Origin of the sequence: Paenarthrobacter sp. R1 (assembly GCF_030264015.1) — a bacterium.
GTDB classification, from domain to species: domain Bacteria; phylum Actinomycetota; class Actinomycetes; order Actinomycetales; family Micrococcaceae; genus Arthrobacter; species Arthrobacter ureafaciens.
The window spans coordinates 1,501,150-1,525,250 of record NZ_CP127115.1 but is presented as its reverse complement, the minus strand read 5'-3'; the positions used below and the strand labels follow the sequence as shown (position 1 = coordinate 1,525,250).

Here is a 24,101-nt window from a genome sequence, read left to right as displayed (position 1 = left end):
TAGAGGGTCAGGTGTCGCGGGTGAGGATCCAGGTGTTGGTGCCGTCCTGGCGTTCGAATGTCACGGTTGTCACCAGGGCTTCGATCAAGGCAAGGCCACGCCCGGACTCGGCATCGGAACCGGGCATGGAGGCCTGCATGTCCCCGGCAAACGGCTCGCGGGCGTTCCGTGCACTGACCCGGGCAACCAATCGTGCCGGCCATACGCTGATCTCGACGTCGATCTCCACCGGTTTCTCTGCCACCGGAACCGCATGCTGGACCACGTTGGCGGCGGCCTCGATCACGGCGGTGGCAAAAGTCATCCGGTCCATGTCCGGGACGAAGTTCGCGTCCTCCCACAAGGAATCCAGTTCGCCGTGGATGGCCTCGATGGCTTCCTCGTTGGACGGGCCGTGAAAGCCGCGGCGGGCGATGACGTCAGTCATTGCCGAACGCTGCCTCGGCGGTGGGATAGGCAGTGAGGACACGGTCCATGTTGGTCAGTTCCAGGACCATCTTCACCTGCGGCTGGACGCCTGCGATCCGGAGGTCTCCACCGGCCTGCCGGGTGGCCTTGAGGCAGCCGATCAGTGCGCCAAGCCCGGACGAGTCCATGAAGTCAGTGCCGGCCAGGTTGACCACCACGCGGCTGGAACCGCCGGCAACAACCGCGTTCACCATCTCGCGGAGCTTCGGGGCGGCCACCATGTTCAGACGGCCAACGCTTTTGACCTCCGCGTAGGTGTCCTTGACTTCGTAGCTAAACTGCATCTGCCTTCCTTTCTTCGGAACTTTCAGGCACAAAACCCTTGTACAAAACTGCTTTGACCAGAACGCTCAGGACCACCAGGTCGAACGCCACCCAGGCGACATTCACCAACGTTCCAAGCGGCTCGGCCAGACCGGTCAACAACCGTGCAACGCCCACCACCAAGGCAATGGCCAGCAGCACGGCCACAATGATCTGCGGACGGATGAGGCTCCAACTTGGCCCGCCACTCTGGCGTGCCTTGGGGGTGACCGCGAACCCGAGAGGACGGCCGAACCAAACGTTCCGCGCCGCCGTCGTACATGCCTTGATCCACGTGGGGAACAACGCGAGGCTGTACTGCTGGCCGCGCCACGTGGGGATCCCGTGCCCTGCCACCACGAAAAGCAGCTGGTTGACCACCATGAACGGGATGAAGCGGATGAAGAAGTCGAAGCTGAGGCTGGTGACCGGGAGGACGCCGAGCGTGAGGTAAATGATGGGCGCTGCGAAGTACACGACGGCGGCGAATCCGCTGAGGTAGCTCCACATCGTTGAGAAGTACATCAAGCGCTGGCCCCACGTGAGTTTCCGCTGCACCAACGGATTCTCGCGGAGGAGGACCTGGATGGTTCCCTGGGCCCAGCGGAGGCGTTGGGTGAGCATGGTCTTGATGTCCTCGGGAGCCAGTCCGTTGGCGAGGATCTCATGGTGGTAGACGCTCTTCCACCCGAGTCCGTGCAGGCGCATCGCCGTGGCCATGTCCTCGGTGACGGAGATCGTGGCCAGCGGCATGACCGGCTGGGCTTCGTCGCTGCGTTCCACGGAGATGGCGTCCAGGACCGCATGGACGGACTCCAGGGCACCGAGCGGCGACCAGTCGCGGCCGGACATACGGTCGACGGCGTCACTCGCCACGGTGGTCACGCCGCCTTCGCCGACGTGGGCCAGTTCCATGGCCGCGATTTCCTCAAGGTCGGCCTGCAACGCAGAGAAATCGGCTGCGACGAGGGTCCGCACGGCGTCGTCAACCTTGCGGCGGACCCGGTACGTGATCTCGCTGAGGGACACCCGGGCCTCGAGATCCTGCTGGGCGGCGGTGGTTGCGGCCTCCACCTCGTTGAGCATCTGTTCCACCAAGGGGTTCGCGGCCTCCGGGGAGCGGCGGGCCTTTTTGATCGCTTGCCTGGAAGCCGCCAAAGCGCGCTTGATGCTTTGTTCCGTGGCCTTGACGTAGCCCACCAGGCCCAGCTGCATGAGGGCTTCCCGGCGGAGGATGGCGTTGGAACCGCAGAAGAACGCTGCGTTCCAGCCATCCTTGCCCTGCTGGATGGGTCCGTAGAAGAGGGGTGCCTGGCTGCCCAGAGGATCGTCGGCGGGGACATTGACGAAGTACTGCGGAGTCTGGACCAGGGCAACGCGATCGTCGTTGAAGTAGCCCAGCGTCTTGTCCAGGATGTCCGGCTCGGGGATCTGGTCGGCGTCGAGGATCAACAGGTACTCGCCCGAGGTGAGCATCAGCGCGTTGTTCAGGTTCCCCGCCTTGGCGTGCCGCGGCATGTCGGGCGTCCAGTCCGCGGTCCGCGTTACGTAACCGATGCCGTTGGCTTCGGCGAGTTCACGCATCTCAGGCCGGTTGCCGTCGTCGAGGATCCAGGTGCTGTGCGGCCAGCGGATCTCCTTGGCCGCCAGGGCGGTGGTCATCACCAGGTCCAGAGGCTCGTTGTACGTGGTGATGAAAACGTCCACCGTGGCATCCGCGGGCGGCGCCTTGCGGATCTTCAGGTTCCACACCGTCAAGCCGAACAGCATCACATCAATGAGGCTGTACGTCTCCGCAACCACCAGCGGAACGGCAATCCACCACGCCTCCCAGTTCAGCGAAGCCAGCCACCGCCAGGCAACGTAGTTCACGCCAAGAATGACGGTGAGGACAACGATCAAACGGGTCCAGAAACGAGTCACAATCCCCCCTGTGTGGCTTTACAGTCCGGCCGGCAGCGGTGCAGGTTTTCGTCGAACAACGACGGCGGTCACGTCATCTTCCGCTGTGGCGGCCGGGGCCAGGTTCAGCAGCGCAGCGCACACGTCCTCCGACGTCGACTCGGCCCGTACCGCCTTCTCCACGTTGCGGACGAAGTCTTCGAGCGAATCATGGGCGTCCAGCACGCCGTCGCTGACGATCACCAGCGAGTCACCCGGCTCGAGCGTGAGCTCGGCCGCAGGCCAGGTTTGACCCTCAAGGATTCCAACGGGCGGCCCTGCCGAGACGAGCCGGTGTGCGGATCCCTCAGCCGGAACGTACAGGCCAAGCCCGTGTCCGGCGTCGATATAACTGAGCCTGCCCGAGGCGCTGTCCAGGCGTGCGTGGAACATGGTCACGAACGAACCCGACTGGTCCAGATCCGACGCGATGGTGGCGCTCGCGGAGGAGAATGCGGCGTCGATGGCTGGCGTTTCCGCAACGGAACGCATCACGGCACGCACCGTCGCGGCGATGAGGGCGGCTCCCATTCCCTTGCCCATGGCGTCCGCGAACGTGAGGTGGACGCCGTCGGGGGTTTGGTACCAGTCGTAGAAGTCCCCGCCAACGCTGCGCGACGGCCGGAAGGCACCGGCGACGTCGAAGTCCTCCAGACGGACCTTCTCTTGCGGCAGCAGGCTCTGCTGCACGACGGCGGCGCGCGCCAGTTCGTCGGTTTGGCGCGGGTCTTCCGCGGGCTGGGCGGGGGTGCGGGCCCGGCGGAAGAGGGCACGGATGCGGGCCTGGAGTTCCTTGGGGCTAAAAGGCTTGATGAGGTAGTCGTCCGCGCCGGTGTCCAGGCCCGTGAGCCGGTCCAATTCATCAGCGCGTGCCGTGAGCATCAGGATGTAGGCGTCGGAGAATTCCCGGAGGCGGCGGCAGACTTCCATGCCGTCGAAGTCGGGGAGGTTGATGTCCAGGGTGACCAGTTCGGCGTTGGTGTTCTTGACTGCTTCGACGCCGGTGGACCCATCTGCGGCTTCCGTGACGATGAAATCCAGCTGCTCAAGGACAACAACGAGGAGGCCGCGGATATCCTCATCATCTTCAATGACGACGGCATGACGCTGGGGCGCAGGTGAGACCATGGCTCCATTAACTAATGCTGCTGACTTTTTGTCACGTTTGGTCAAGCAACATGAACGCCCGCTCACTTTCGTGTGAGCGGGCGTTACAAGAATTGTGTAGTTAGGTGAAAGAGCGTCCGCCGAAAACCGGCGGGATGTGGGAGAGGAACCGCCGAAAACCGGTGGGATGTGAGAGAGGGTTAGACGCCCAGCTCTTCGCGGAGGGCCTGGACGTGGCCCTGTGCGCTCACCTGGTACTGGGCCAGCTTCACCTTGGCGTCGCCGTCGAGGACAACGGTGGAGCGGACGATTCCTTCAACGATCTCGCCGTTGACCAGCTTCTCGCCCCAGGCGCCGTAGGCCAGGGCAACGGAGTGGTCTTCGTCTGAGAGCAGCGGGAAGGTCAGCTCGAAGTCGCCGGAGAAAGACGACAGTGCTTCCTGGGCGTCGGGGGAGATGCCGATGACGTCGTAGCCCTTGCCCTGAAGGCTGGCCAGGTTGTCGCGGAAGTCGCAGGCCTCGGTGGTGCAGCCGGGGGTGGCGGCTTTCGGGTAGAAGTAAACGATGACGTTGCGTCCGCGGTAGTCGGACAGCGAGACCTTGTTGCCGTCGGCGTCGAGAAGCGCAAAATCCGGTGCCTGCGTTCCGACGAGGAGTTTCTGGGCCATAGCGATCCTTTACATTCAACCGGCGGTTGCCGGCAATTTCACACTGACGCGTAGCCAGCAATGGTCATTCAGGGCGGACTGTCAGGACAGTTGTGCCTCTGGACAGAACAGCGTCGCTAGATGCTGTATTCCGCAGGTCCGCGCACGGTGGCATATGGGCCAGGCACGAACTGGTAGCCGCCACCACGGACGGTGGCAACCGTATAACGGGCGGAGCCGAGCTTCCGCCGCACCCTTCCAACATAAACGTCGATCGAGCGAAAAGCCGCGCCGGGGAGGTCAAATGACTCCAGGAAGCGTTGCAATTCTTCACGTCCGATTGCCCGCGAGCAGTTCACCACCAGGTAGCGCAGCAGCTTGTATTCCATGCCAGTAAAGGCAACGGGCTTGCCGTCAAGGAGCACTACTTCAGCAGCGAGGTCGATTGCAAGCTGGCTGCGCCGGGCTGCCAACGTTACGGGCTCGACGGCGGTGCTGCCGCCCTCGGAGGGGTGGTCGCCGCCGTCGGATTCTGCCGTGGCGCGGGCGGCGGCGAGAGCCTCGGCCAGCGCCATCGAACCCGACTGTGGAGGGTGGTTACCGGCGTCGGCGGCTTCCTGCGGAGTGCCGCCCCAGGAAGTGTCGCCGACGCCGGAGTGTTCTGCCCCGATGGCGGGCCAGATGCGGACTTCCGCCTCCGGAGCAAGTTTCATGGCCCGGGCCAGCACAAGGCGCGCTGCCCGGTCCCAAATTTCAGGGTCTACGGGATCGCCCTCGGCCGGGTTGACCCAAAGGGCAAGGCCCCGTGCACTCAGACCCGTAGCGTTCTGGCCTTGCTGCCGCGCAGTTCCCGGACGGGCGGAGGCTGGACGTCCCGTGATGGGTCGTCCGGCTCCCTGGCGTCCGGGGTACCGTGCCGGCGGCGGGCCGTAGGCCTGTACTGCCATGGCGATATGTCCTAAACGTTGCCGCGGCGGATCAGCTTTCCGCCCGGGTTCTGGAAGTCGATCTCCGAGCCGCGCAGGAAGGTCTTGCGGACCACGCCGGAGAGCGGGCGGCCGTCGTACGGAGTGATCGGGTTCTTGTGCTTGAGCTTCTTCACGTCCACCACGAACGCGTCATCGTGGGCGAAGATGCTGAAGTCGGCGTCGTAGCCGAGGGCGAGCTGGCCCTTGTTGTGCAGGCGGGCCAGGGCAGCAGGCTTCTCGGACATCCAGGCCACAACCTGTTCCAGGGAGATGCCACGGTGCCGTGCTTCGGTCCAGATCAGGGACAGGCCCAGCTGGAGGGAGGAGACGCCGCCCCAGGCAACGGCGAAGTCGCCGTTTTCCAGGTCCTTGAGGTCAAGGGTGGAGGGGGAGTGGTCCGAGACGATGCAGTCGATGGTGCCGTCCTGCAGGCCCTTCCAGAGGAGCTCGCGGTTGGAGGCTTCACGGATGGGCGGGCAGCACTTGTACGCGGTGGCGCCGTCCGGGATTTCCTCGGCCATGAGGGTCAGGTAGTGCGGGCACGTCTCAACGGTGAGGTTGACGCCGTCGCGCTTTGCCGACGCGATCATGGGCAGCGCGTCGGACGAGGAGAGGTGCAGGATGTGGGCGCGTGCGCCGGTCCAGCGTGCGCGCTCGATGACCTCGGCGATGGCCTTGTTCTCGGCACCGCGGGGGCGGGAGGCGAGGAAGGTTTCGTAGTGGTCGCCGCCGGGGTGCGGGGCGCGGTCGATCGCGTGGGAGTCCTCGGCATGGACGATCATGAGGGAGTCGAAGGACTTAAGTTCCTTCATGTCCTCTTCCATCTCATCCGCGTCCAGGTGCGGGAATTCGTCCACGCCGGAGTGGAGGAGGAAGCACTTGAAGCCGAAAACGCCTTCGTCGTGGAGCGGGCGGAGGTCCGACTTGTTGCCGGGGATGGCGCCGCCCCAGAATCCGACGTCAACGAACGCCTGGTCCTTGGCCACCACGCGCTTCTGCTCCAGGCCGTCCACGCTGGTGGTGGGCGGGATGCTGTTGAGCGGCATGTCGATGATGGTGGTGACGCCGCCGGCTGCGGCTGCACGGGTGGCGGAGGCGAAGCCTTCCCACTCGGTGCGGCCGGGCTCGTTGACGTGGACGTGGGTGTCCACCAGGCCGGGGATGAGGGTCTCGTCGTCTGCGAGGTGGATGACCTCGGCGCCCGTCAGGCCGTTGCCCAGCGGTTCGATGGCGACGATCACGCCGTCACGGATGCCCACTTCGCGGGGTGCAATGCCGGCGGTGGTGAGGATGCGCCGGCCCCGGATGACGAGGTCGTAAGCGCCGATTGCTTCAGACATTGAGGTACTCCTTATTGTCGGGGTTGCCGGTCCGTTCCGCCACGTACACGCCTATGTGCTTCCCTAATTGTTCAAGCAACGGACCTGCTTCAGCGATACATTTTTGGACGTTGTTTTCCATGTGTGTCAGGGCGTGGACCGTGTGGAATCCGGCATTGGTGAGTTGCTCCGCACTCAGGGTAGTCCGGCCGCAGACTGCGATCACCGGTATTCCGGCTTTCGCGGCCGCGCGGGAGACGCCCATGGGGGTCTTGCCCAGGAGGCTTTGTTCGTCCAGGCTGCCTTCGCCGGTGATCACCAGGTCGGCGCCCTTCAGTTTGTTTTCCAGCTCAGTGAACTCAAGTACGACGTCGATGCCCGGCCGGCGCTCAGCCTTCAGTGCCGCGATGGCAATGTAGCCAACGCCGCCTGCTGCTCCGGCGCCTTCTGCTTTGGCTGCGTACTTGGCGTGTTGCCCGGTTGTGGCTGCGAGGACGTCGACGAAGTGGCTGAGTGCCGCGTCGAGCGAGGTGACGTCGTCCGGCGTCGCGCCCTTCTGCGGACCGAAGATGGCTGGTGCTCCGCTGGCCCCCAAAAGGGGATTGTCGACGTCGGACGCCAACACGAACTCCGTTGCCTCAACGCGGACGTCGAAGTTGGAGAAGTCGATGCTGTTCAGCTGTGCCAAGGCGGCACCGCCGCCGGGAAGCTCGTTGCCGTTCTCATCCAGGAACACTGCGCCGAGGCCCTGCAGGACTCCAGCGCCGGCGTCGGTGTTGGCGCTGCCGCCCACACCCAGGATGATCTTGCGGCAGCCGAGGTCCAGCGCGGCGCGGATGAGTTCGCCCGTGCCGATGCTGGTTGCGGTTTTCGCTGTCTCAGATGTTGGGCCGTCCGGGAGGAGGGCGAGACCGGAAGCTGCCGCCATTTCGATGACAGCTTCCTGGTCCCGCACCGCGAAGTCGGCCTTCACTGGTTCGCCGAGCGGGCCGGTGACCGTGGTGGTCCGGCGGGTGAAGCCGGAGCCGATGGCGGCGTCGATGGTTCCTTCGCCACCGTCGGCCACCGGAATGCGTGTTGCTTCAAAGCCGTTGTGCCCGTATCCCGCCAGCAGTCCTGTTGCCAGGTGCTCGGCGACGTCAGGCGCGGACAGCGAGCCCTTGAATTTGTCCGGGGCGATGACAACACGCATTCCGGTGCCTCCCTTCTTTTACTGTTACTTACGCTTTGGTCAGGATCGCGGTGGGTGCGTCCGCCGCGGTCTCTGCCAGCTCTTCGAACTCGTTCACGCCGTTGATCTCAACGCCCATGGAGATGTTGGTGATCTTTTCCAGGATCACTTCAACAACCACGGGAACCTTGAACTCGCCCATCAGAGCCTTGGCCTTGTCGAAAGCGGCAGGCAGGTCGTTCGGGTCCTCAACGCGGATGGCCTTGACGCCCAAGCCCTCGGCAACCTTGATGTGGTCCACGCCGTAGCCGTTGGTCTCCGGGGAGTTGATGTTCTCGAAGGCCAGGGAAACGTTCTGTTCCATGTTGAAGCCGCGCTGGCTCTGACGGATCAGGCCCAGGTAGCTGTTGTTCACCACAACGTGGATGTACGGCAGGTTGAACTGCGCGCCTACGGCCAGTTCCTCGATCATGAACTGGAAGTCGTAGTCACCGGACAGGGCAACAACTGTGGCGTCCGGGGTTCCACGAACAACGCCCAGGGCTGCCGGAGCGGTCCAACCCAGCGGGCCGGCCTGGCCTGCGTTGATCCACTTGCGGGCACCGAACACGTGCAGCATCTGTGCGCCGGCGATCTGCGACAGGCCAATGGTGGACACGTAGGTGGTGTCGCGGCCGAAGGCCTTGTTCATCTCCTGGTACACGCGCTGCGGCTTGATGGGCACGTTGTCGAAGTTGGTCTTGCGGTGCAGGGAGCCCTTGCGCTCCTGGCACTCGGCAACCCAACCCGAGTAGTCCGGCAGGGTCTTGGCTGCCTGGCGTTCGCGTGCCAGCTCGATCAAGCCATCCAGCGCCGCACCGGCGTCGGACGCGATGCCCAAGTCCGGGGAGAAAACGCGACCGATCTGCGTCGGCTCGATGTCGATGTGCACGAACTTGCGGCCAGCCGTGTAGGTGTCCAGGCCGCCAGTGTGGCGGTTGGCCCAACGGTTGCCGATGCCGATCACGAAGTCGCTCTGCAGGAAGGTCTCGTTGCCGTAGCGGTGCGAGGTCTGCAGGCCAACCATGCCGGCCATCAGCTGGTGGTCGTCCGGGATGGCGCCCCAGCCCATCAGCGTGGGGATAACCGGAACGTTCAGGATCTCGGCCAGCTCAACCAGCTGGGCGGAAGCGCCGGCGTTGATGATGCCGCCACCGGCAACGATCAGCGGGTGCTGGGATGCGGTCAGCAGGTCCAGTGCCTTTTCCAGCTGCTTGCGGGAAGCCTTGGGCTTCTCGATGGGCAGGGGCTCGTAGGCGTCGATGTCGAACTCGATCTCGGCCATCTGAACGTCGATGGGCAGGTCCAACAGAACCGGGCCCGGACGACCCGAACGCATCAGCTGGAAGGCCTTCTGGAAGGCGCCCGGAACCTGGCCCGGCTCCAGGATGGTCATGGCGAACTTGGTCAACGGCTTGGCGATGGACTCGATGTCCACAGCCTGGAAGTCTTCCTTGTGCAGCTTGGCAACCGGAGCCTGGCCGGTGATGCAGAGCATGGGGATGGAATCAGCCTGGGCTGCGTACAGGCCGGTGATCATGTCCGTGCCAGCGGGGCCCGACGTGCCGATGCAGATGCCGATGTTGCCATCAGCTGCGCGGCTGTAGCCGTCAGCCATGTGGCTGGCGCCTTCAACGTGGCGGGCCAGCGTATGGCGGATGCCGCCGTGAGCGCGCATTGCTGAGTAGAAGGGGTTGATCGCTGCGCCGGGCAGACCGAAAGCTTCGGTTGCGCCTTCCTTTTCCAGGATGGCTACGGCCGCGTCAACGGTGCGCATCTTTGCCATGGTGTACTCCTTGTTTTTTGCCCTGACGGGCGAAGTCTGTGGTGTTTTTGGGTGTGGTGAGGGAGCCGCCGTCGTTTAAGTACGACGGCGGGTTCCCTGCTGTGTTGCTTATTGGCGCCTTAGCGCCGGGCTGCTACTTGCGGCCGCTGAGCTGGAGGACCTGCTTGAAGAGGCCCGAGTGGTCGAGGCCGCCGTCGCCCTGGTTGACGGTTGCGGCGACGAGCTGGGCGACGACTGCGCCGAGCGGGACAGCGACGTTGGCTTCGCGGGCTGCGGAGGTGACGATGCCGAGGTCCTTGTGGTGGAGGGCCAGGCGGAAGCCGGGGTCGAAGTTGCGGTCGAGCATCTTCTGACCCTTCTGGTCGAGGACCTTGGAGCCGGCCAAGCCGCCGCCCAGGACCTTCAGTGCTGCGTCGGTGTCTACCCCGTAGGCCTCGAGGAAGGCGATGGCCTCGCCGAGGACCTGGATGTTGACGGCTACGATCAGCTGGTTTGCTGCCTTGACGGTCTGACCGGAGCCGGACGGGCCGACGTGGACGATGGTCTTGCCCACTGCGTTGAGGACATCCTGTGCTGCCTCGAAGTCAGCTGCCTCGCCGCCGACCATGATGGAGAGGACGGCGTCGATGGCGCCCTGTTCGCCACCTGATACGGGAGCGTCGAGCGGGCGGATGCCGGCTGCTACTGCGTCGTCCGAGAGGCGCTTGGCGACGTCCGGGCGGATGCTGGATGCGTCGATCCAGAGGGTGCCCTTCTTCGCGTTGGCGAAGACGCCGTCCTTGCCGCTGACTACGCCCTCAACATCGGGGGAGTCCGGGACCATGGTGATGACGACGTCGGCGTCCTTGACTGCGTCCGCGATGCTGGTGGCACCCTGCCCGCCCTCGGAGACGAGCTTGTCGATCTTGTCCTGGCTGCGGTTGAAACCGGTGACCGTGTGGCCGGCCTTGACGAGGTTGATGGCCATGGGAAGGCCCATGATTCCGAGTCCGATGACTGCAACGTTGCTCATTGTGGTTCTCTTTCTGAAAGTCTTTTTAGCTCAGGTGTGCTGGATGCTTAGTTGGCGTTGGCGCGCTGGCGGATGGCCCAGCTGAAGGCCGTTTCCTGCGGTTCCTTGTACTCGAGGCCGATGTAGCCGTCGTAGCCGAGTTCGCGGCTGCGGGCGATCCATTCGCCGAGGGGGAGTGTGCCGGTTCCGGGAGCGCCGCGGCCGGGGTTGTCGGCGATTTGGATGTGGCCGAAGTCCTTGGCGTGGTTCTCGATGACGGATTCGACGTCGTCGCCGTTGACTGCCAGATGGTAGAAGTCGGCGAGGAGCTTGATGTTCTGTGCGCCGGATTCTGCCTTGACGCGGGCGATGACCTTGAGTGCGTCTTCGGCGGTAAGGAGCGGGTACTTGGGTGCGCCGCTGACCGGTTCGAGGAGGACGGTGCCGCCGATGCGGGCGACGCCTTCGGCTGCTGCGGCGAGGTTCTTTGCTGCGAGTTCGTCCTGCTCTTCAGGGGTGAACTCGTCCTGGCGGTTGCCGTAGAGGGCGTTGAAGGCCTTGCAGCCGAGGCGCTCACCGATGCCGACTACGACGTCGATGTTGTCCTTGAAGTCGGAGCAACGTCCCTTCCAGGAAACCAGGCCGCGGTCTCCGCCGGGCATGTTGCCGGCGTTGAAGTTCAGGCCCGTGAGCTGAACGCCGGCATCCTTGATGGCTGTTTCAAACTCTGTTGTCTCTTTGTCGGTGGGAACCGAAGTGGCGAAGGGCCACCAGAACTCGACGGCGTCAAAACCGGCTGCCTTCGCGGCGGCGGGGCGCTCGAGCAAGGGCAGCTCCGTCAGGAGGATGGAGCAGTTCACTGTGTACGTCATCGTAGGTCCTTCCGAGGAGGGGCTTTGATCCATCTTCCGGGGTTGCTTGGCTTGGCCTGCTGGTTCTTGGCTTCGTTTCCGCTTTGTGGAATTTAGATTCTGCTTTATGAAAAGTTTAGGTAAGGTGGGGGTGGGAGTCAAGGGGGTGGGTTGGGGAGGTGGGGTTTGGGATACTAAAGTGCCTGCGGGTATGCCTTAGCTGCGCATAAAGTGGCGCGCGGAACGTCCCTTTCCCCGGCCAAGAACCGTCGCGTTTCAATGGGACAGCGGCCTCCACTACGGATAACGACGTTGAAGACCCGCGGTCAAGCCACTCCAGTTGGTCGAATCCGATGCGCAGAGTCGGAATCGATTAGTTCTTTCGGGACATATACATGCTGAAGTGGTTAGCAGCCAGTCCACCTGCCACGGCTGGACCGGGATGCCATTGGCGCGTTGAAATGGACGAGGGCATCGACGTCGCGGAACCGCTCGCGCAACGTGCTCCGCGACGCCGACGGAGTGCCAACTGGCTTGAAATGACTAGGTCCATCCCCGGGCACCTGGAATACCCGCGCCGGGTGCAGAAGCTGAAAAGGTGGAACGGTAAACCATTCATGCTGCCGAGATATCCCTGAAGCGGCAACCCAACTAAGACGTCTCGACGAAGACTGCGGCGGGAGGGCCCAGCTTCGAACCACAGACGAGTCGAGAGCCTCTGCATGGGGCTAAACGTTATGGAGGAAGAACAGGGTGTAAGTCCTACCACTGCTGCATGCCCCTGGAAACCCTATCGCGGGCTCTTCCCACCTAAACACAAGCTTTGGGCGGAGCATAGTCTGTTCGAAGCTTCGATCAATCGCTGGCTTCGCCAACTTCGGTGGACTCAGCGGGACTTTGTTTTCCTGTCCTTAACGGGAACGGCGTATCCGATTGTGGATCGCGCTGAATCGGGCAGGTAGGTTCGAGAAGACCATAGACTTGGGACGACGGCAACGGCCGCCCCACGTATTGATGAGCGAGCCATATGCTTGTCACCGACTTCGGCGCAGACCTCACCAGAGTAGGTTCAGGTCGCTACGGAAGTCACCTTCATAACTGTTAGAACAGACGCTGACTCTATGCTAACGAACAGTCTCTCGACATCGAGGAAACCTAGACTGCCGCCGTTGGTGTTAGCAGTTTACTTTTTGGGAGACGCTTCCCGAGGTGTGGTGCGGGACGGAACAGAGCTTACTTGTACCTGACTGGCTCTCTTGGAAGACGTGAACCTACCCGTCAAAGCGCTGCGATTGCCAGCCGCGGTGAGCCGGTACACACCTTTGCTTAGTTCCTGCACTGCAGTCTTGTCCGTGGACTTCATCGTGGTTCCTCCAATCAATAACACTGTACATCCAGTGGCTGACATTTACCTGACAACCTTCGGCGACGGAACCCTAAGGGGGATGGGTATCAAAGAGCGCTAAGTCTGTCTGACCAGTCTCCTGCAATTATGCCTAGCGCTGAGAGCCAGGCATCAAGCAGAGAAGCCTCCGGTGGTTCAGACAGAGCCGCAGTGATTGCAGCGTAGGTGAATGCAGGACCGCCGTCTCGCTCTACTGTGATTGGAAGCGCAATCACGTGTTTCCAACGGCGAACGCTGTCAGATAGCTCGTTCAAATCCTCCGCCATGACCTCGTTGCTTCCCAGGCACTTGCCGACAATCCAAGGACTATCGTGGCCTGTTGGAACCTTGCGCAGCGAACCCGGATCCTTGTAGATCCGATCTGGAGCGGACCAACGAACCGCTGAACTGTCCCCGTCGCAAAGCCAAAGCACAAGATTCGCGGGAGCCCCGACGGCGTTTATGAGATCCTCAAGATGACTCTCAAGGATAGCTGAGTGTTGGATCTGAAGTGCTTCGAAATCGGCAAGGCAACTCTCCCATAGGTTCCGCGAACGCTGGCGGGGCGGCAGATAGTCGGTTGCTTCGAGATGCGGGAGTTCCTTCAGCGCTTGGGCTGCATCGGCGTAGTCTTGGGTAATAACTGGCTGCACTCCGATTGCGACCCACTGCTGCTCCAAGGCTTCTTGGACCTTCTCAAACTGGGTCTTATTAAGTCCAAGGCCTTGCCGTGCCAGGAAAACGACCACCCGGTCCTTTGTGGCAGTACTTAGACCGTGAAGCCACGAGCGAATGTCTGCGTCCCGGTATGACGTTCCCGCGAGAATCAAGGGCCCTCGTTGAAGTGCGTTGTCCAAAGCAGTCGCCTGCCACGGATGCTGTTCCACGACCAGCGCACTGAACTCGGATAACGTTAGGACAATATCCTTCGCTTCCCGGGTGATGGGATCCAAGGCACCGTGAAGATGATGGACCTCAAAGTCGGAAGGTTTACCCCGCGGCATCCCCTTCGTGCGCGTAAATAGCGATACCGTTTTGCCGACTTCGTCAGCAACCTCTTCGATTGCCCGCTCAATCAGTAAGTCAAAGTTCAGCGTGAAAAGTTCAACGGCACCCGGGGGGTGCTGAAGTGCAAGCGCCGCGGCGGCGAGATGCAATGCCCCTGGCTCTGGCTCATCCACCGAGCCGCCGTAAAGCGCATCGATGAGTGTGTCATCCCACTTTGCAGATGAGGACTTCGCTGCCTCGGCAGCGAGGGCAGGATCCTGAGCCGCCAAAAACGCCGTGGCTGTTTGGTCATCATCGATGGCGCCGCTAAGGATGAGAAGACGTTTCGAGAGTGAATTCCAGTCTGGCAGTCCGACTCCAGCAGAAGCGCCAGCGCCTAGCAGGATCGAAAAATGATCCTTAGTATCGAGGTCCCTAAGGACGCTCATCACTTGATTGTCGATGTCCGCTCCGCTCACTGGCCCAGTATTCCAGAACGTAGAGAGCTGGTAGGCACACCGCGACCGTGGACTACAGGCGGAGAAGCGAACCGAAACCGTGATTGCATAACTTTTTATGCGCATGAGAACAAAAAATATTCGTTGAAGTCAATATTTACTCGTGATAGTGTGCATCATATTGATGAATCCTCCCTCGTATGTTAGAGAGTGAACGTGGAGAACTTTCCTACCGTCCTAGCGATTTGCCGTACGGCCATGCGGTCGCCGAGTCAGACATTGACACGAAACATTGGCAAGCTCCGAGATGCCCTGACGGAACAGGGGAACGCGGATCAGGCGGATGCACTTTCGCGCGTGCTCACAGCTAAGAAAGCAACAGATTCGCTGGCGCCCACGCGGGTTGTACTAGCGTCCGCTGACACTGAACGCATGTCACGGTCCGTTCAACCCCCAGTCGACAAGGAGTCAGGCGCGCCGCTGGCGACGACGCTGTTTCCAGGAGAATTCGAGCGGGGAATGGAACCGATTCTCGACGCCCCGCTTAGCAAGGCGATTGAGGCGCTGGTCGCTGAATGGCAGAGCGCATCTATGCTCATCGACGCGGGTATCCGCCCTCCCTTGAACCTGCTACTCTACGGGGCCCCAGGCACCGGAAAAACGGCGCTCGCCAAGGTCATAGCTGACCGCATGGGCGTCCCGCTGGTGACGGCACGCTTGGATGGCTTGATTTCGTCATTTTTGGGAACGACCGCCAGAAATATTGCAAACCTATTCGAGTTCGCAAATCGATATGAGTGCATCCTGCTTTTGGATGAGTTTGATGCGGTAGCGAAGATCCGCGATGACCCACATGAACTGGGTGAAATAAAGCGAGTTGTTAACACCTTGCTTCAATGCCTGGATGATCGTCGGGATCGAGGCTTCACAATCGCCATCACCAACCACGAACATCTACTTGATGCGGCAATATGGCGGCGCTTCGATGCACGTGTAGCAATCCCTCGACCCGGAATAGATTCCAGACGCCAGATGATATCCCGATTCCTTAACGGTGTGGCTGCGGAGGAAGTTGATATCGACTTTCTGGCTTGGCTCACTGAAAACAAGACTGGCGCAGAGATCGAAACTCTCTGTAACTCCGTCAAGAGACATCTCGTTATGAATGCGGTTGGTAGAGACTCACTTCTCGAAGCTTTGAAAGTCAACTCTCTACTTAGTGCCGACCCTGCGGATTCTCCCCGACAGGCATTGTTCGTTGATGGCGCGGAGGGACTTGCTCGACAGTTGAGCACTGACTTGGAGATAAAGTTCACTCAGGAGTCCCTCGCTCGGCTCTTTAACACTACTCAATCGACGATCAGTCGTTGGACACGGAAGTAGGTGAATTGTGGCTCATAACCCAATTCAGATAGTCCTGAACAGTGGCAACTTTGTGGACGACCAGCAGATAAATCCCGGTGGTTCTAAGACTGATTTCTACGCCGAACGTGATGAGCAGTTTGCCGTCCACAAAGCTGATCTAATCAGCCAGTTCGCTGCGACGAAGGCATCCATTGCCTCGTCAGGGCGTTCTGCCGGCTTCGCACGGGTTGAACTCAGGACTGCAGCCCTTGCCAAATCTCACAGGCCAACGCAAATACTTCTCAAGGCGGATGCCACGCCCATTCAAGGGGTGTCCGATTTTGGTGAGCTTTTGGTCGAGCTCACGCCGGCCGCCGTAGATACCGTGATCAACAACGTTTCTAAGGCTGAACCGGAAACACGTCGAAAACTAGACCGGAATGGAAAGTTAAAACCCAATCCGAGCCGTCTCCGGAGTGAAGTCGGCGCCGTGGCGAAGGTAACCCCCTATGGTCCCAGCGATCGACGAGACTTTTCGCTAGACGCAGCTGCCAGTTGGTTGAGCGACCCTCGTTCAGGCGGATACCTTCTGATCCAGATGTTCATCCCTGTGACGCAAAAGGACCATGCCAGCGACGATCGACAGGCCCGGGAGATGGTCGTATTCCAGCGCCGCCTGCTCGAAGTCCACCCTTCCTTGTTGCTAACTGAAGCTAGCGATTGGTGGAGTGAAAGAGGTTTCCTCCGTTTAGGCATGGATTCCCAGGGAGCATCACGTTCCTCGGAGGTCTTAAGGGATGTTATAGCGGTTCTCGACAGCGAACCCTACGTACGTAAGGTCTGGCTCCCTCCGATCATTGAACAAACGCGTGTTGTTACGTCGCCAAGTGAGTCGAATGGCGCGCCCTACTTCGTACCACCGCGTACCGACGCAAATTATCCGATTATTGGCATTGTGGATACTGGCGTGTCGGATATAGATGCTTTGGCGCCCTGGGTAGTTGGACGTGTAGTTGCCGGTGATCCAGAGTCGAGGGACACGAGTCACGGGACATTTATTGGAGGTTTGGTTGCAGACGCTGGATTTTTAAACACCCAACCAGAGGTGGCTGAGAGCGCATGCAGAATTTTCGATTTGGGCCTACACATCACGGATGAACAATCATGGGCTGAAGCCTATCCTAATGGGTTTATGGATTTTCTGGAGCAGCTCGACTTTGAGGTAGAGGAGGCGAGTAAGTCAGGCGTTCGGGTCTTCAACATGTCTTTGGTTTTAAATGAACTTGTTCGGAATGATACATACAGTCCATTTGCTGCTCGACTCGACGATATTGCGGATAAACATGATGTCGTGTTCGTCGTGTCAGCTGGAAACCTCTCTGAACCTTTGTTTCGATCGCCGTGGCCGCTTAAGGCGGACCAAGCCCTGGAAATGTTGGCCAACTACCCTTACCCAGGTGCCGATCGTCTTCATCAGCCAGCGGACAGCATTAGATCAATTGTTGTTGGAGCATTAGATCCTCGCCGGGATACCTCCGTCCAGCTCGTCCCGAGTATTTACACTCGACGTGGCCCGGGTCTAGCGATGGGGAGCAAACCCGATCTCTGTCATCTGGGTGGCGCTGCAGACAGCACTAACCAATTGCAATCTTTTGATGCCACAGGACTCGTGGTTTCTGGCTGCGGCACCAGCTACGCAGCACCTTTCGTCGCGAAAACGCTCGGACATATAGAACACAAAATTTCTGGCGCAGTTAAGCGTGAGACGTTGACGGCATTGGCCGTGCATGGTGCCGTTGCCCCCTTGCATATGGAGCATGCAAAGCTTGCGCACGTGGCTAGGGATTTTGTGGGGTTTGGCATACCGCAGACTTCCGATCAGATCCTCCTGACTGATGACCATTCAATAACTCTTGTATTCGAATCGCAGCTCAAGACCAAGAAGGCTCTAACCTTCGATTTCCAATGGCCGCAAGCGCTTGTCCGGCAGGGCGGGAAGTGCGCCGGAGCAGCCACGCTTACGTTGGTCTACAGGCCGCCTCTCGACATGAAATACGGAAGTGAGACCGTGCGCGTAAATCTAGAGGCCTATCTGAGGCAAGAGAAGCTCGATATCGATACTGGGGAGCTCTCATATGAAGGCTTCTTCAAATCGAGGGGATCATCCGGTCTTGAACGCGAGAGGGTAAGGGAAGGCCAGAAATGGGGATCCGTGAAAAAATGGTCACGGAAAACCCAAAAGGCCGGTGTTGGAACCTCGTCGCAATTCCGGCTGGTCATTGAGCCGCTGTCTAGGAGTGGGTTTGCCATACCGGAAGAAGGGATTCCTTTCGCTGCCATTCTCTCGATTACCGACCCATGGGGCGAAGCCCCCGTATTCAATCAGATGCGAAGGTCTCTCCAAGCCAGAGACGTAACTATTGCTGACATCAGAACCGCGGCACAGATTAGGCCGAGAGTGGGGGAGTAGACGATAGATTGGCACACCTCGGAGACTATTCATTCCTGATTTCACTTCCTGCACCCGAGATCCGGCAGAAGTGTTCCTTGGTGCGCACTGCGTTTTGATGAATCCAAATGTGCAGCGGCTTTGCACATGGAAAGCGCTGGGCAAGTCTGGCCTTCAGCGAGTTGTGCCCGCCCAGTTGAACGTGGGCGTGGTTCGCTCTGAATTACGTGGAAACAGCGATGTTCTTACAACTACTGCCTATGAAGCTGGACAGCTGCTGGGCCTTGCATGCAGCAGATACTCAAATCGCGACCCAGAGCGATGAATCGTGGGATGGCCGTGTGCCGACAGATGTCGTGTGTCATCTTCCTCCATGGGTTCAGGGCCCCGGTCGCCAGTCGGAGTGTTTAGTTAGTTTTTAGGAGCATTCGGGAGTGTCTTCCGCCGGAGACCGGTGTACCTCCAGGTTGGCAACGGCTTCGTCGGCAGCTGGGTGTTCTAAATCAGGATTTGCTGAGGTCCGCCGCAGCCTGATCAACCGTTAGGGGCACATTGTCACGGACCCTGACTAGCCGAGCAATAGTGGTTTAGGGATGGTTGTAGGACGCACGTATGATCCCTGAATGGATTTGATTGTCTGTGGTGAAGCGCTCTGGATATCTTGCGGCACATGGGTCGCAATGTGGAATGGTTCGATTGAGGCGTTGGTAGGTGCCGCGGTTGCTGCCTTCGCCATCGTCAAGACGATCAGAACTCAACGAAATCTGTTTCAGATACAGCTGTCGCAGAACTATACGGCGACTCAGCTTGCAGATCATCGGCGGAAAGTTGAGCTGAACAAGCAACTGGAGGCACAACGCGAGGACGTCGCTTTGCAGCTTGCGGTCCAAGCGGCTGAGGCTTCCCGGCAGCGAGAACGTGAGGCCATAACAGCTCTCGTTTCCGTCGGTAACGCATTCGTGAAGCAATTCGAACATGGACGTGAGGCCATCGAAGAGCTAGTCCTGCAGGCTGACGCCGCAGTTGTACGGTGGCGCATGGAATTGAACCACCGCGACCTGGCTGAAGAAATCTGGTCTTGGCCTCATTTTCTTGGAACCCTTGCTCTGCGTTTAGCCGATATGTTGAAACCCGATGCTTGTGAAGATCCTGAAGGTTTCCTTGCAGCCTTCGATCGCCTGAACGATGCAGCGGCCGAGTTGTTGCACGTAGCGTTGTCGTGGCCTTCAGCGGCACCTGAATATCGCAATGAACTGGTGGCAGCACTGGTCGCGGCGCGCCAGGGTTACGAAACCGCTTCACCAGAACCGGCAATAGCCTAGGCGGGAGGAAAAAGCTCATCGAGTAGGGAAGTTGTTGACAGGGCACCAAGGGCAGGCAGAGTTCAACAAACCCGAAAGGATGAGAGCAAGCCGGCCCAACGCTTCCAGCTATGCTGAGGAATGCCGCGGGCACGGCAGTGGCGTGGCGGCAAGGACCATCGTCACTGCCCGCGAAAGGACAATCGAATGGCTCGGCCGACAGTTCAAGACGTCGCCAGGACTGCGGGTGTATCCGTGGGGACGGTGTCGCGCGTCTTGAACGGGAGCCCGGCTGTTAGCGAGGCGGCCAAGGAAAAGGTCAACGCCGCCATTAAGGAGCTCAGCTACCGCCCTCTAGCCTCGGCGCGAGACCTAAGAAGAGACCGAACCATGCGCGTCCTCGCCCTAGCCAAGAACCTCGACTCCCTCGTGATCAGCGAAGTCTTCCGCGGAGTAGGCGATGCCGCCGCGGACTCCGGCTACGTCAGCCTCATCGCAGCAACCGATGGAGACCTCGATCGCGAGCAGCAGCTAGTGGACATGCTGAGGAATGGCTCCGTGGACGGCTTGGTGATCTTCTCGCCAACAATGCCGGACGACGACGTGAACACTGTCGCGGAGCAAATGAGCGTTGTCCAGGTGTGTGAAATCGTCGACGCCGAGGCGGCATTCGGGGTGTCCATCGATGACCGCCAGGCAGCCTACGACATCACCAAACACCTGATCGACACCGGCGCCAAGAAGCTGGCCATGCTCGCCCATAGGGGAGCCCGCTCTGGCCGGCTGCGCGAGGAAGGCTTCCGCCAAGCACTCCAGGAAGCAGGCTTGGAAGAAGGTCAGATCCTGCTCGGCGAAGGAAACTTCGGGTTCCATGCCGGCCGAAATCTCACGAAGAAGCTCCTGGAAGCAAAAGAGCTTCCGGACGCAGTCTTCTGCGGAACCGACGTAGTCGCCGCCGGCTGCGTCCGTGAGCTCACCGACGCTGGCCTAAAGGTTCCGGACGACATTGCCGTAGCCGGTTTCGACGACTCGGCCCAAGCAGAAATGTGCGTCCCAGAGCTAACCACGGTCCGCCAACCCGCCTACGAAATGGGCCGAGTCGCCTTCGCTGAACTCCTGGAGCGGATGACCGTCGAGGGCTCACATCGCAAGGGAAGAACCTTCCTTCCACACGAACTCGTCATCCGGGACTCCACGAAATAAAAGGGTTGACAGCCCCGAGCAACCACTGTCACACTACTTTGGAATCGATTCCACGGCCGCAAGGCCGATTCTTTTGGAAATATTTGGAATCGATTCCACGGATCAATAAGAACCACCGGCAAAGAAGCCACCCTCAGCACGCGGGACAGTCAAAACGCGCACTGAACGCCACCCACCCACAGCCACCAAAGGAGCCACTTGTGGACTTGAACCGACCTGCTTTCCCGCTCCAGAGCCAGAACAACGCCGCAACACCTCGAAACCGAAAAGCAATGGCAGCGACCGCAATAGCCGCAGCCCTCCTCCTCAGCGCGTGCGGCGGGGGAGCAGCACCCCAAGGTGCGGAACAAGCGGCAGCTGCCGATCCGGCGTCGGGCGCTAATGCCAGCGGCGCCGTCAACATCTGCGGCGTCAAGGATGCGAGCGGTATCTACAAGGGCACAGCGGAGGCGTTCACCAAGGCGAACGGCAAGGTCACGGCCAAGTACACCGAGATCGGCGCCACCACGGATGAGGCCCGCACGCAGATTGTGCAGCGGCTCGAAGGTAAATCCACCGAGTGCGACCTCTTCCTCACTGACGTCATCTGGACTTCAGAGTTCGCCTCCCAGGGCTGGCTGCTGGACCAGACCAAGCTGGTAGAGGCCAACAAGGACCGTCTCATTCCCTCCACTGTCGAAACCACCAAGTACCAGGACAAGTACTGGGCCTCGCCGTTCTTCACCAACGCCGGGTTGATCTACTACCAGAAGGACAAGGTTGCCAAGCCCGAGTCCTGGCAGCAGCTCTACGCGGAAGCCGCCAAGGCCCCGGGCAACGGCTACGTCTACCAGGGCAAGCAGTACGAAGGCCTCACGGTGAACTTCCTCGAAATGCTTTACAGCGCGGGCGGCGAAGTCCTCAACGACCAGGGCGACGTCAAGATCGACTCCCAGGAAACCCGCGACGTCCTCAACTTCATGAGCGACGGCCTTAAGAACGGCTCAGCCGACCGTGCCGTCCTCACCTACAACGAAGACCCGGCCCGCCTCGCCTACGAGTCCGGCGACTTCGGATACCAGCGCAACTGGCCGCACGTGTACCGGTTGCTGAACGCGACACCGCTGGCGTCCAGCTTCGGCGTCGCGCCGCTGCCGGCATGGGAAGGCGGCAAGGCCTCCGGTGTGCTCGGCGGCTGGAACCTGGCGATCTCGGCCCACTCCACCAACCAGTCCGGGGCTGTCGCGTTCATCGACTTCGCCACCACCCCGGACTGGCAGAAGCACGTGGCCATGGACTACTCGCAGGCCCCGGTCAACGAGGCTGCCTACTCTGACCCGGCGGTCCTGCAGAAGATGCCGTTTGCCACGGAACTCCTCGCCTCGGTGAAGGGTGCCAAGCCGCGCCCGATCTCTCCGGTCTACCCGCAGATCTCGCAGGCCATCTACAAGAACGTCTACGCCGTACTCTCCGGCACCGCCTCCACCGAGGACGCCGTGAAGAAGATGGCCGACGAAATCACCACCGCCAAGGCGAGCTTCTAGTCATGGCCACCAAGACCCTCCAACCGGAAAGCCCGCCAAGCGCCCCAAGCGCACCAAGAACAAACGCCCGCGACCGTGCCGAACGCCGCCTCGCCTTCCGGATGACCGCACCGTCGCTTATCCTGATGGCCCTCGTGGCGGCGGTCCCGATCGGCTACGCAATCTGGCTCTCGCTGAACCAGTACAGCGTTCGCACCGCGGGCCTCTCACGGTTCGTCGGCCTGGATAACTACGTCGCCGCCCTGACCAGCCAAGAGTGGTGGGCCGCGTTTGGGCAGACCTTCACCTTCGCAGCCTTCTCGGTCACCTTGGAGCTGATCCTCGGGACGGCCGTGGCGCTACTGCTCAACCTGGCGTTCAAGGGCCGCGCCCTTCTGCGCACGGTGGTCCTCCTGCCGTACGCGATCGTCACCGTAGTCAGCGCCATCACGTGGCAGACGATGTTCCAGCCCGACCTCGGCCTGGTCACCAACGTCCTCTCCTCCTTGGGACTGCCGGGCGGCGACGTCGTCTGGCTGGGCGAGCACGGCTACGCAATGGCCGTGATCGTCATGGCCGACGTATGGAAGACCACACCGTTCGCGGCGCTCATCATCCTGGCCGGCCTGCAGGTCATCTCCGCCGAAACGTACGAGGCCGCGGAACTCGACGGTGCCAGCAAGTGGCAGACCTTCGTCCACATCACCTTGCCGCTGTTGCGTCCGGCAATCGTCCTCGCCGCGATCTTCCGCACCATGGACGCCCTCCGCGTCTTCGACCTGCCGTTCGTCCTCACCCGCGGCGCCAACGGCACCGAGTCCATGTCCATGCTCGCCTACGGCGAACTCCGCGAAAACCGGCTGGTGGGCGAAGGCTCGGCGCTGTCCATCCTGACCTTCCTCACCGTCATGGTGGTCTCGGTCATCTACATCCGCTTCGGCGGCGGCAACATTCGCGACGTCGCTAAGGAGGAGCAATGAGCACGCTGACAGCCGAACGCACGACGGCGGCACCCGCCACCGGGCGCAAGGCACCGAAGCGTCGGCTCAGGGGTGAAGCGAAACTCCATCCTTTGGTGTGGGTGTTCGTGGTGGCGGTCATGGGCTTCTCGCTCATCCCGTTCTACTGGCTGGTCAACACGTCCCTAAAGAAGGGTGCGAGCCTGTCCCAAGGCGAGCTCTTCCCGAGCCAGCCGACCCTGGAGAACTACCTGGTGGTCTTCCAGAACCCCGAGTTCCTCCTGGCCTTGCGCAACTCGGTGATCATCGCCGTCGTCACTACAACGGTGGCGCTGGTGTTCGCGTCCTTCGCCGCGTATGCGCTGGCGCGGCTCAAGATGCGCCGTAAGGGAATGATCCTGACGCTCATCCTCTCGGTGACCACGTTCCCGGCCATCGCGATCGCGGCTCCCATGTTCTCCATCTGGCGCGAAGTCGGCTTGTACGACACTCTCCTGGGCCTCATCATCCCGAAGCTGACGTTCGCGTTGCCGCTGGCGATCTACACGCTGACATCGTTCTTCAAGGAGATCCCGCGCGAGCTGGAGGAATCCGCGTACATGGATGGTGCCACGCCGTTTGTCGCGTTCCGCAAGGTCATCCTGCCGCTCGCTGTCCCCGGCCTGGCAACCACCGCGATCCTGGTCTTCATCTCGGTCTGGAACGAATTTCTCCTCGCCGTCACGCTGACAACGTCGCCGGAATCCCGCCCGGTCCCTGTGGCGATCGCGTTCTTCAGCGGCACCAGCGAGTTCGACCAGCCGCTCGGCACCATCAGCGCCGCGTCGGTGATCATCACCGTCCCGCTCGTGATCCTCGTACTGCTGTGCCAGAAGCGCATCGTCTCAGGCATGACGGCCGGCGCCGTCAAAGGCTAACCCCAA

19 protein-coding genes are annotated in these 24,101 nt (G+C 60.9%); 7 read left to right on the top strand and 12 right to left on the bottom strand.

Annotated features, from left to right (window positions below):
- Positions 1-7: 7 nt before the first annotated feature.
- From QN084_RS07355 to QN084_RS07300, 12 genes are all read right to left on the bottom strand, one after another.
- Positions 8-427: an ATP-binding protein gene (locus QN084_RS07355; protein WP_069696746.1), complete on the bottom strand. Its 420-nt coding sequence runs from the start codon at positions 425-427 to the stop codon at positions 8-10.
- A complete protein-coding gene (locus QN084_RS07350) occupies positions 420-752 on the bottom strand; it encodes an STAS domain-containing protein (protein ID WP_069696745.1) in 333 nt (110 codons plus the stop codon). Before QN084_RS07350 ends, QN084_RS07355 begins: the two co-directional genes overlap by 8 nt.
- A complete protein-coding gene (locus QN084_RS07345; RefSeq protein WP_069696744.1) occupies positions 742-2,694 on the bottom strand; it encodes a glycosyltransferase family 2 protein in 1,953 nt (650 codons plus the stop codon). The genes QN084_RS07350 and QN084_RS07345 overlap by 11 nt, the downstream gene beginning before the upstream one ends.
- Positions 2,695-2,712: 18 nt before the next feature.
- Positions 2,713-3,840 (bottom strand): PP2C family protein-serine/threonine phosphatase, encoded by a 1,128-nt coding sequence (locus QN084_RS07340; protein ID WP_069696743.1) that lies wholly within the window; start codon positions 3,838-3,840, stop codon positions 2,713-2,715.
- A 179-nt stretch (positions 3,841-4,019) separates the two neighbouring features.
- Complete coding sequence (gene bcp / locus QN084_RS07335) at positions 4,020-4,487, bottom strand: thioredoxin-dependent thiol peroxidase (RefSeq protein ID WP_069696742.1); 468 nt, start codon at positions 4,485-4,487, stop codon at positions 4,020-4,022.
- A gap of 116 nt (positions 4,488-4,603) precedes the next feature.
- On the bottom strand, positions 4,604-5,413 hold the full coding sequence (locus QN084_RS07330; protein WP_069696741.1) for a winged helix-turn-helix domain-containing protein: 810 nt from the start codon (positions 5,411-5,413) through the stop codon (positions 4,604-4,606).
- An 11-nt stretch (positions 5,414-5,424) separates the two neighbouring features.
- Positions 5,425-6,774, bottom strand: a complete 1,350-nt coding sequence (gene allB, locus QN084_RS07325; protein WP_069696740.1) for an allantoinase AllB — start codon at positions 6,772-6,774, stop codon at positions 5,425-5,427.
- Entirely contained in the window at positions 6,767-7,945 is a 1,179-nt protein-coding gene (locus tag QN084_RS07320) for a glycerate kinase (RefSeq protein ID WP_069696739.1), read from the bottom strand. Before QN084_RS07320 ends, allB begins: the two co-directional genes overlap by 8 nt.
- 28 nt (positions 7,946-7,973) lie before the next feature.
- Positions 7,974-9,749, bottom strand: a complete 1,776-nt coding sequence (gcl, locus tag QN084_RS07315) for a glyoxylate carboligase (protein ID WP_069696738.1) — start codon at positions 9,747-9,749, stop codon at positions 7,974-7,976.
- A 133-nt stretch (positions 9,750-9,882) separates the two neighbouring features.
- A complete protein-coding gene (locus QN084_RS07310) occupies positions 9,883-10,761 on the bottom strand; it encodes a 2-hydroxy-3-oxopropionate reductase (protein WP_069696737.1) in 879 nt (292 codons plus the stop codon).
- Positions 10,762-10,808: 47 nt separating this feature from the next.
- Positions 10,809-11,612, bottom strand: coding sequence for a hydroxypyruvate isomerase family protein (locus tag QN084_RS07305; protein WP_069696736.1), 804 nt, complete (start codon positions 11,610-11,612; stop codon positions 10,809-10,811).
- A gap of 1,431 nt (positions 11,613-13,043) precedes the next feature.
- Positions 13,044-14,441: an SIR2 family protein gene (locus tag QN084_RS07300; protein ID WP_168529829.1), complete on the bottom strand. Its 1,398-nt coding sequence runs from the start codon at positions 14,439-14,441 to the stop codon at positions 13,044-13,046.
- Positions 14,442-14,852: 411 nt separating this feature from the next.
- Here QN084_RS07300 and QN084_RS07295 point away from each other — a divergent pair, with 411 nt between their 5' ends.
- The 7 genes from QN084_RS07295 to QN084_RS07265 all read left to right on the top strand — a co-directional run bounded on the left by QN084_RS07295 (position 14,853) and on the right by QN084_RS07265 (position 24,095).
- Positions 14,853-15,803 carry an AAA family ATPase gene (locus QN084_RS07295; protein ID WP_168529831.1) on the top strand — a complete coding sequence of 317 codons (951 nt, stop codon included), beginning with the start codon at positions 14,853-14,855 and terminating at the stop codon, positions 15,801-15,803.
- Between the two features lie 7 nt (positions 15,804-15,810).
- Positions 15,811-18,234 carry a S8 family peptidase gene (locus QN084_RS07290; RefSeq protein WP_069696735.1) on the top strand — a complete coding sequence of 808 codons (2,424 nt, stop codon included), beginning with the start codon at positions 15,811-15,813 and terminating at the stop codon, positions 18,232-18,234.
- 602 nt (positions 18,235-18,836) lie between these two features.
- The gene (locus QN084_RS07285; RefSeq protein ID WP_139126920.1) at positions 18,837-19,535 is read left to right on the top strand and encodes a hypothetical protein; all 699 of its coding nucleotides are present in this window, start codon (positions 18,837-18,839) and stop codon (positions 19,533-19,535) included.
- A gap of 186 nt (positions 19,536-19,721) precedes the next feature.
- Complete coding sequence (locus QN084_RS07280) at positions 19,722-20,717, top strand: LacI family DNA-binding transcriptional regulator (RefSeq protein WP_069696733.1); 996 nt, start codon at positions 19,722-19,724, stop codon at positions 20,715-20,717.
- Between the two features lie 200 nt (positions 20,718-20,917).
- Positions 20,918-22,240, top strand: coding sequence for an ABC transporter substrate-binding protein (locus QN084_RS07275; RefSeq protein ID WP_069696732.1), 1,323 nt, complete (start codon positions 20,918-20,920; stop codon positions 22,238-22,240).
- A 2-nt stretch (positions 22,241-22,242) separates the two neighbouring features.
- The gene (locus QN084_RS07270; protein ID WP_069696731.1) at positions 22,243-23,199 is read left to right on the top strand and encodes a carbohydrate ABC transporter permease; all 957 of its coding nucleotides are present in this window, start codon (positions 22,243-22,245) and stop codon (positions 23,197-23,199) included.
- The gene (locus QN084_RS07265; RefSeq protein ID WP_069696730.1) at positions 23,196-24,095 is read left to right on the top strand and encodes a carbohydrate ABC transporter permease; all 900 of its coding nucleotides are present in this window, start codon (positions 23,196-23,198) and stop codon (positions 24,093-24,095) included. The genes QN084_RS07270 and QN084_RS07265 overlap by 4 nt, the downstream gene beginning before the upstream one ends.
- Positions 24,096-24,101 lie beyond the last annotated feature (6 nt).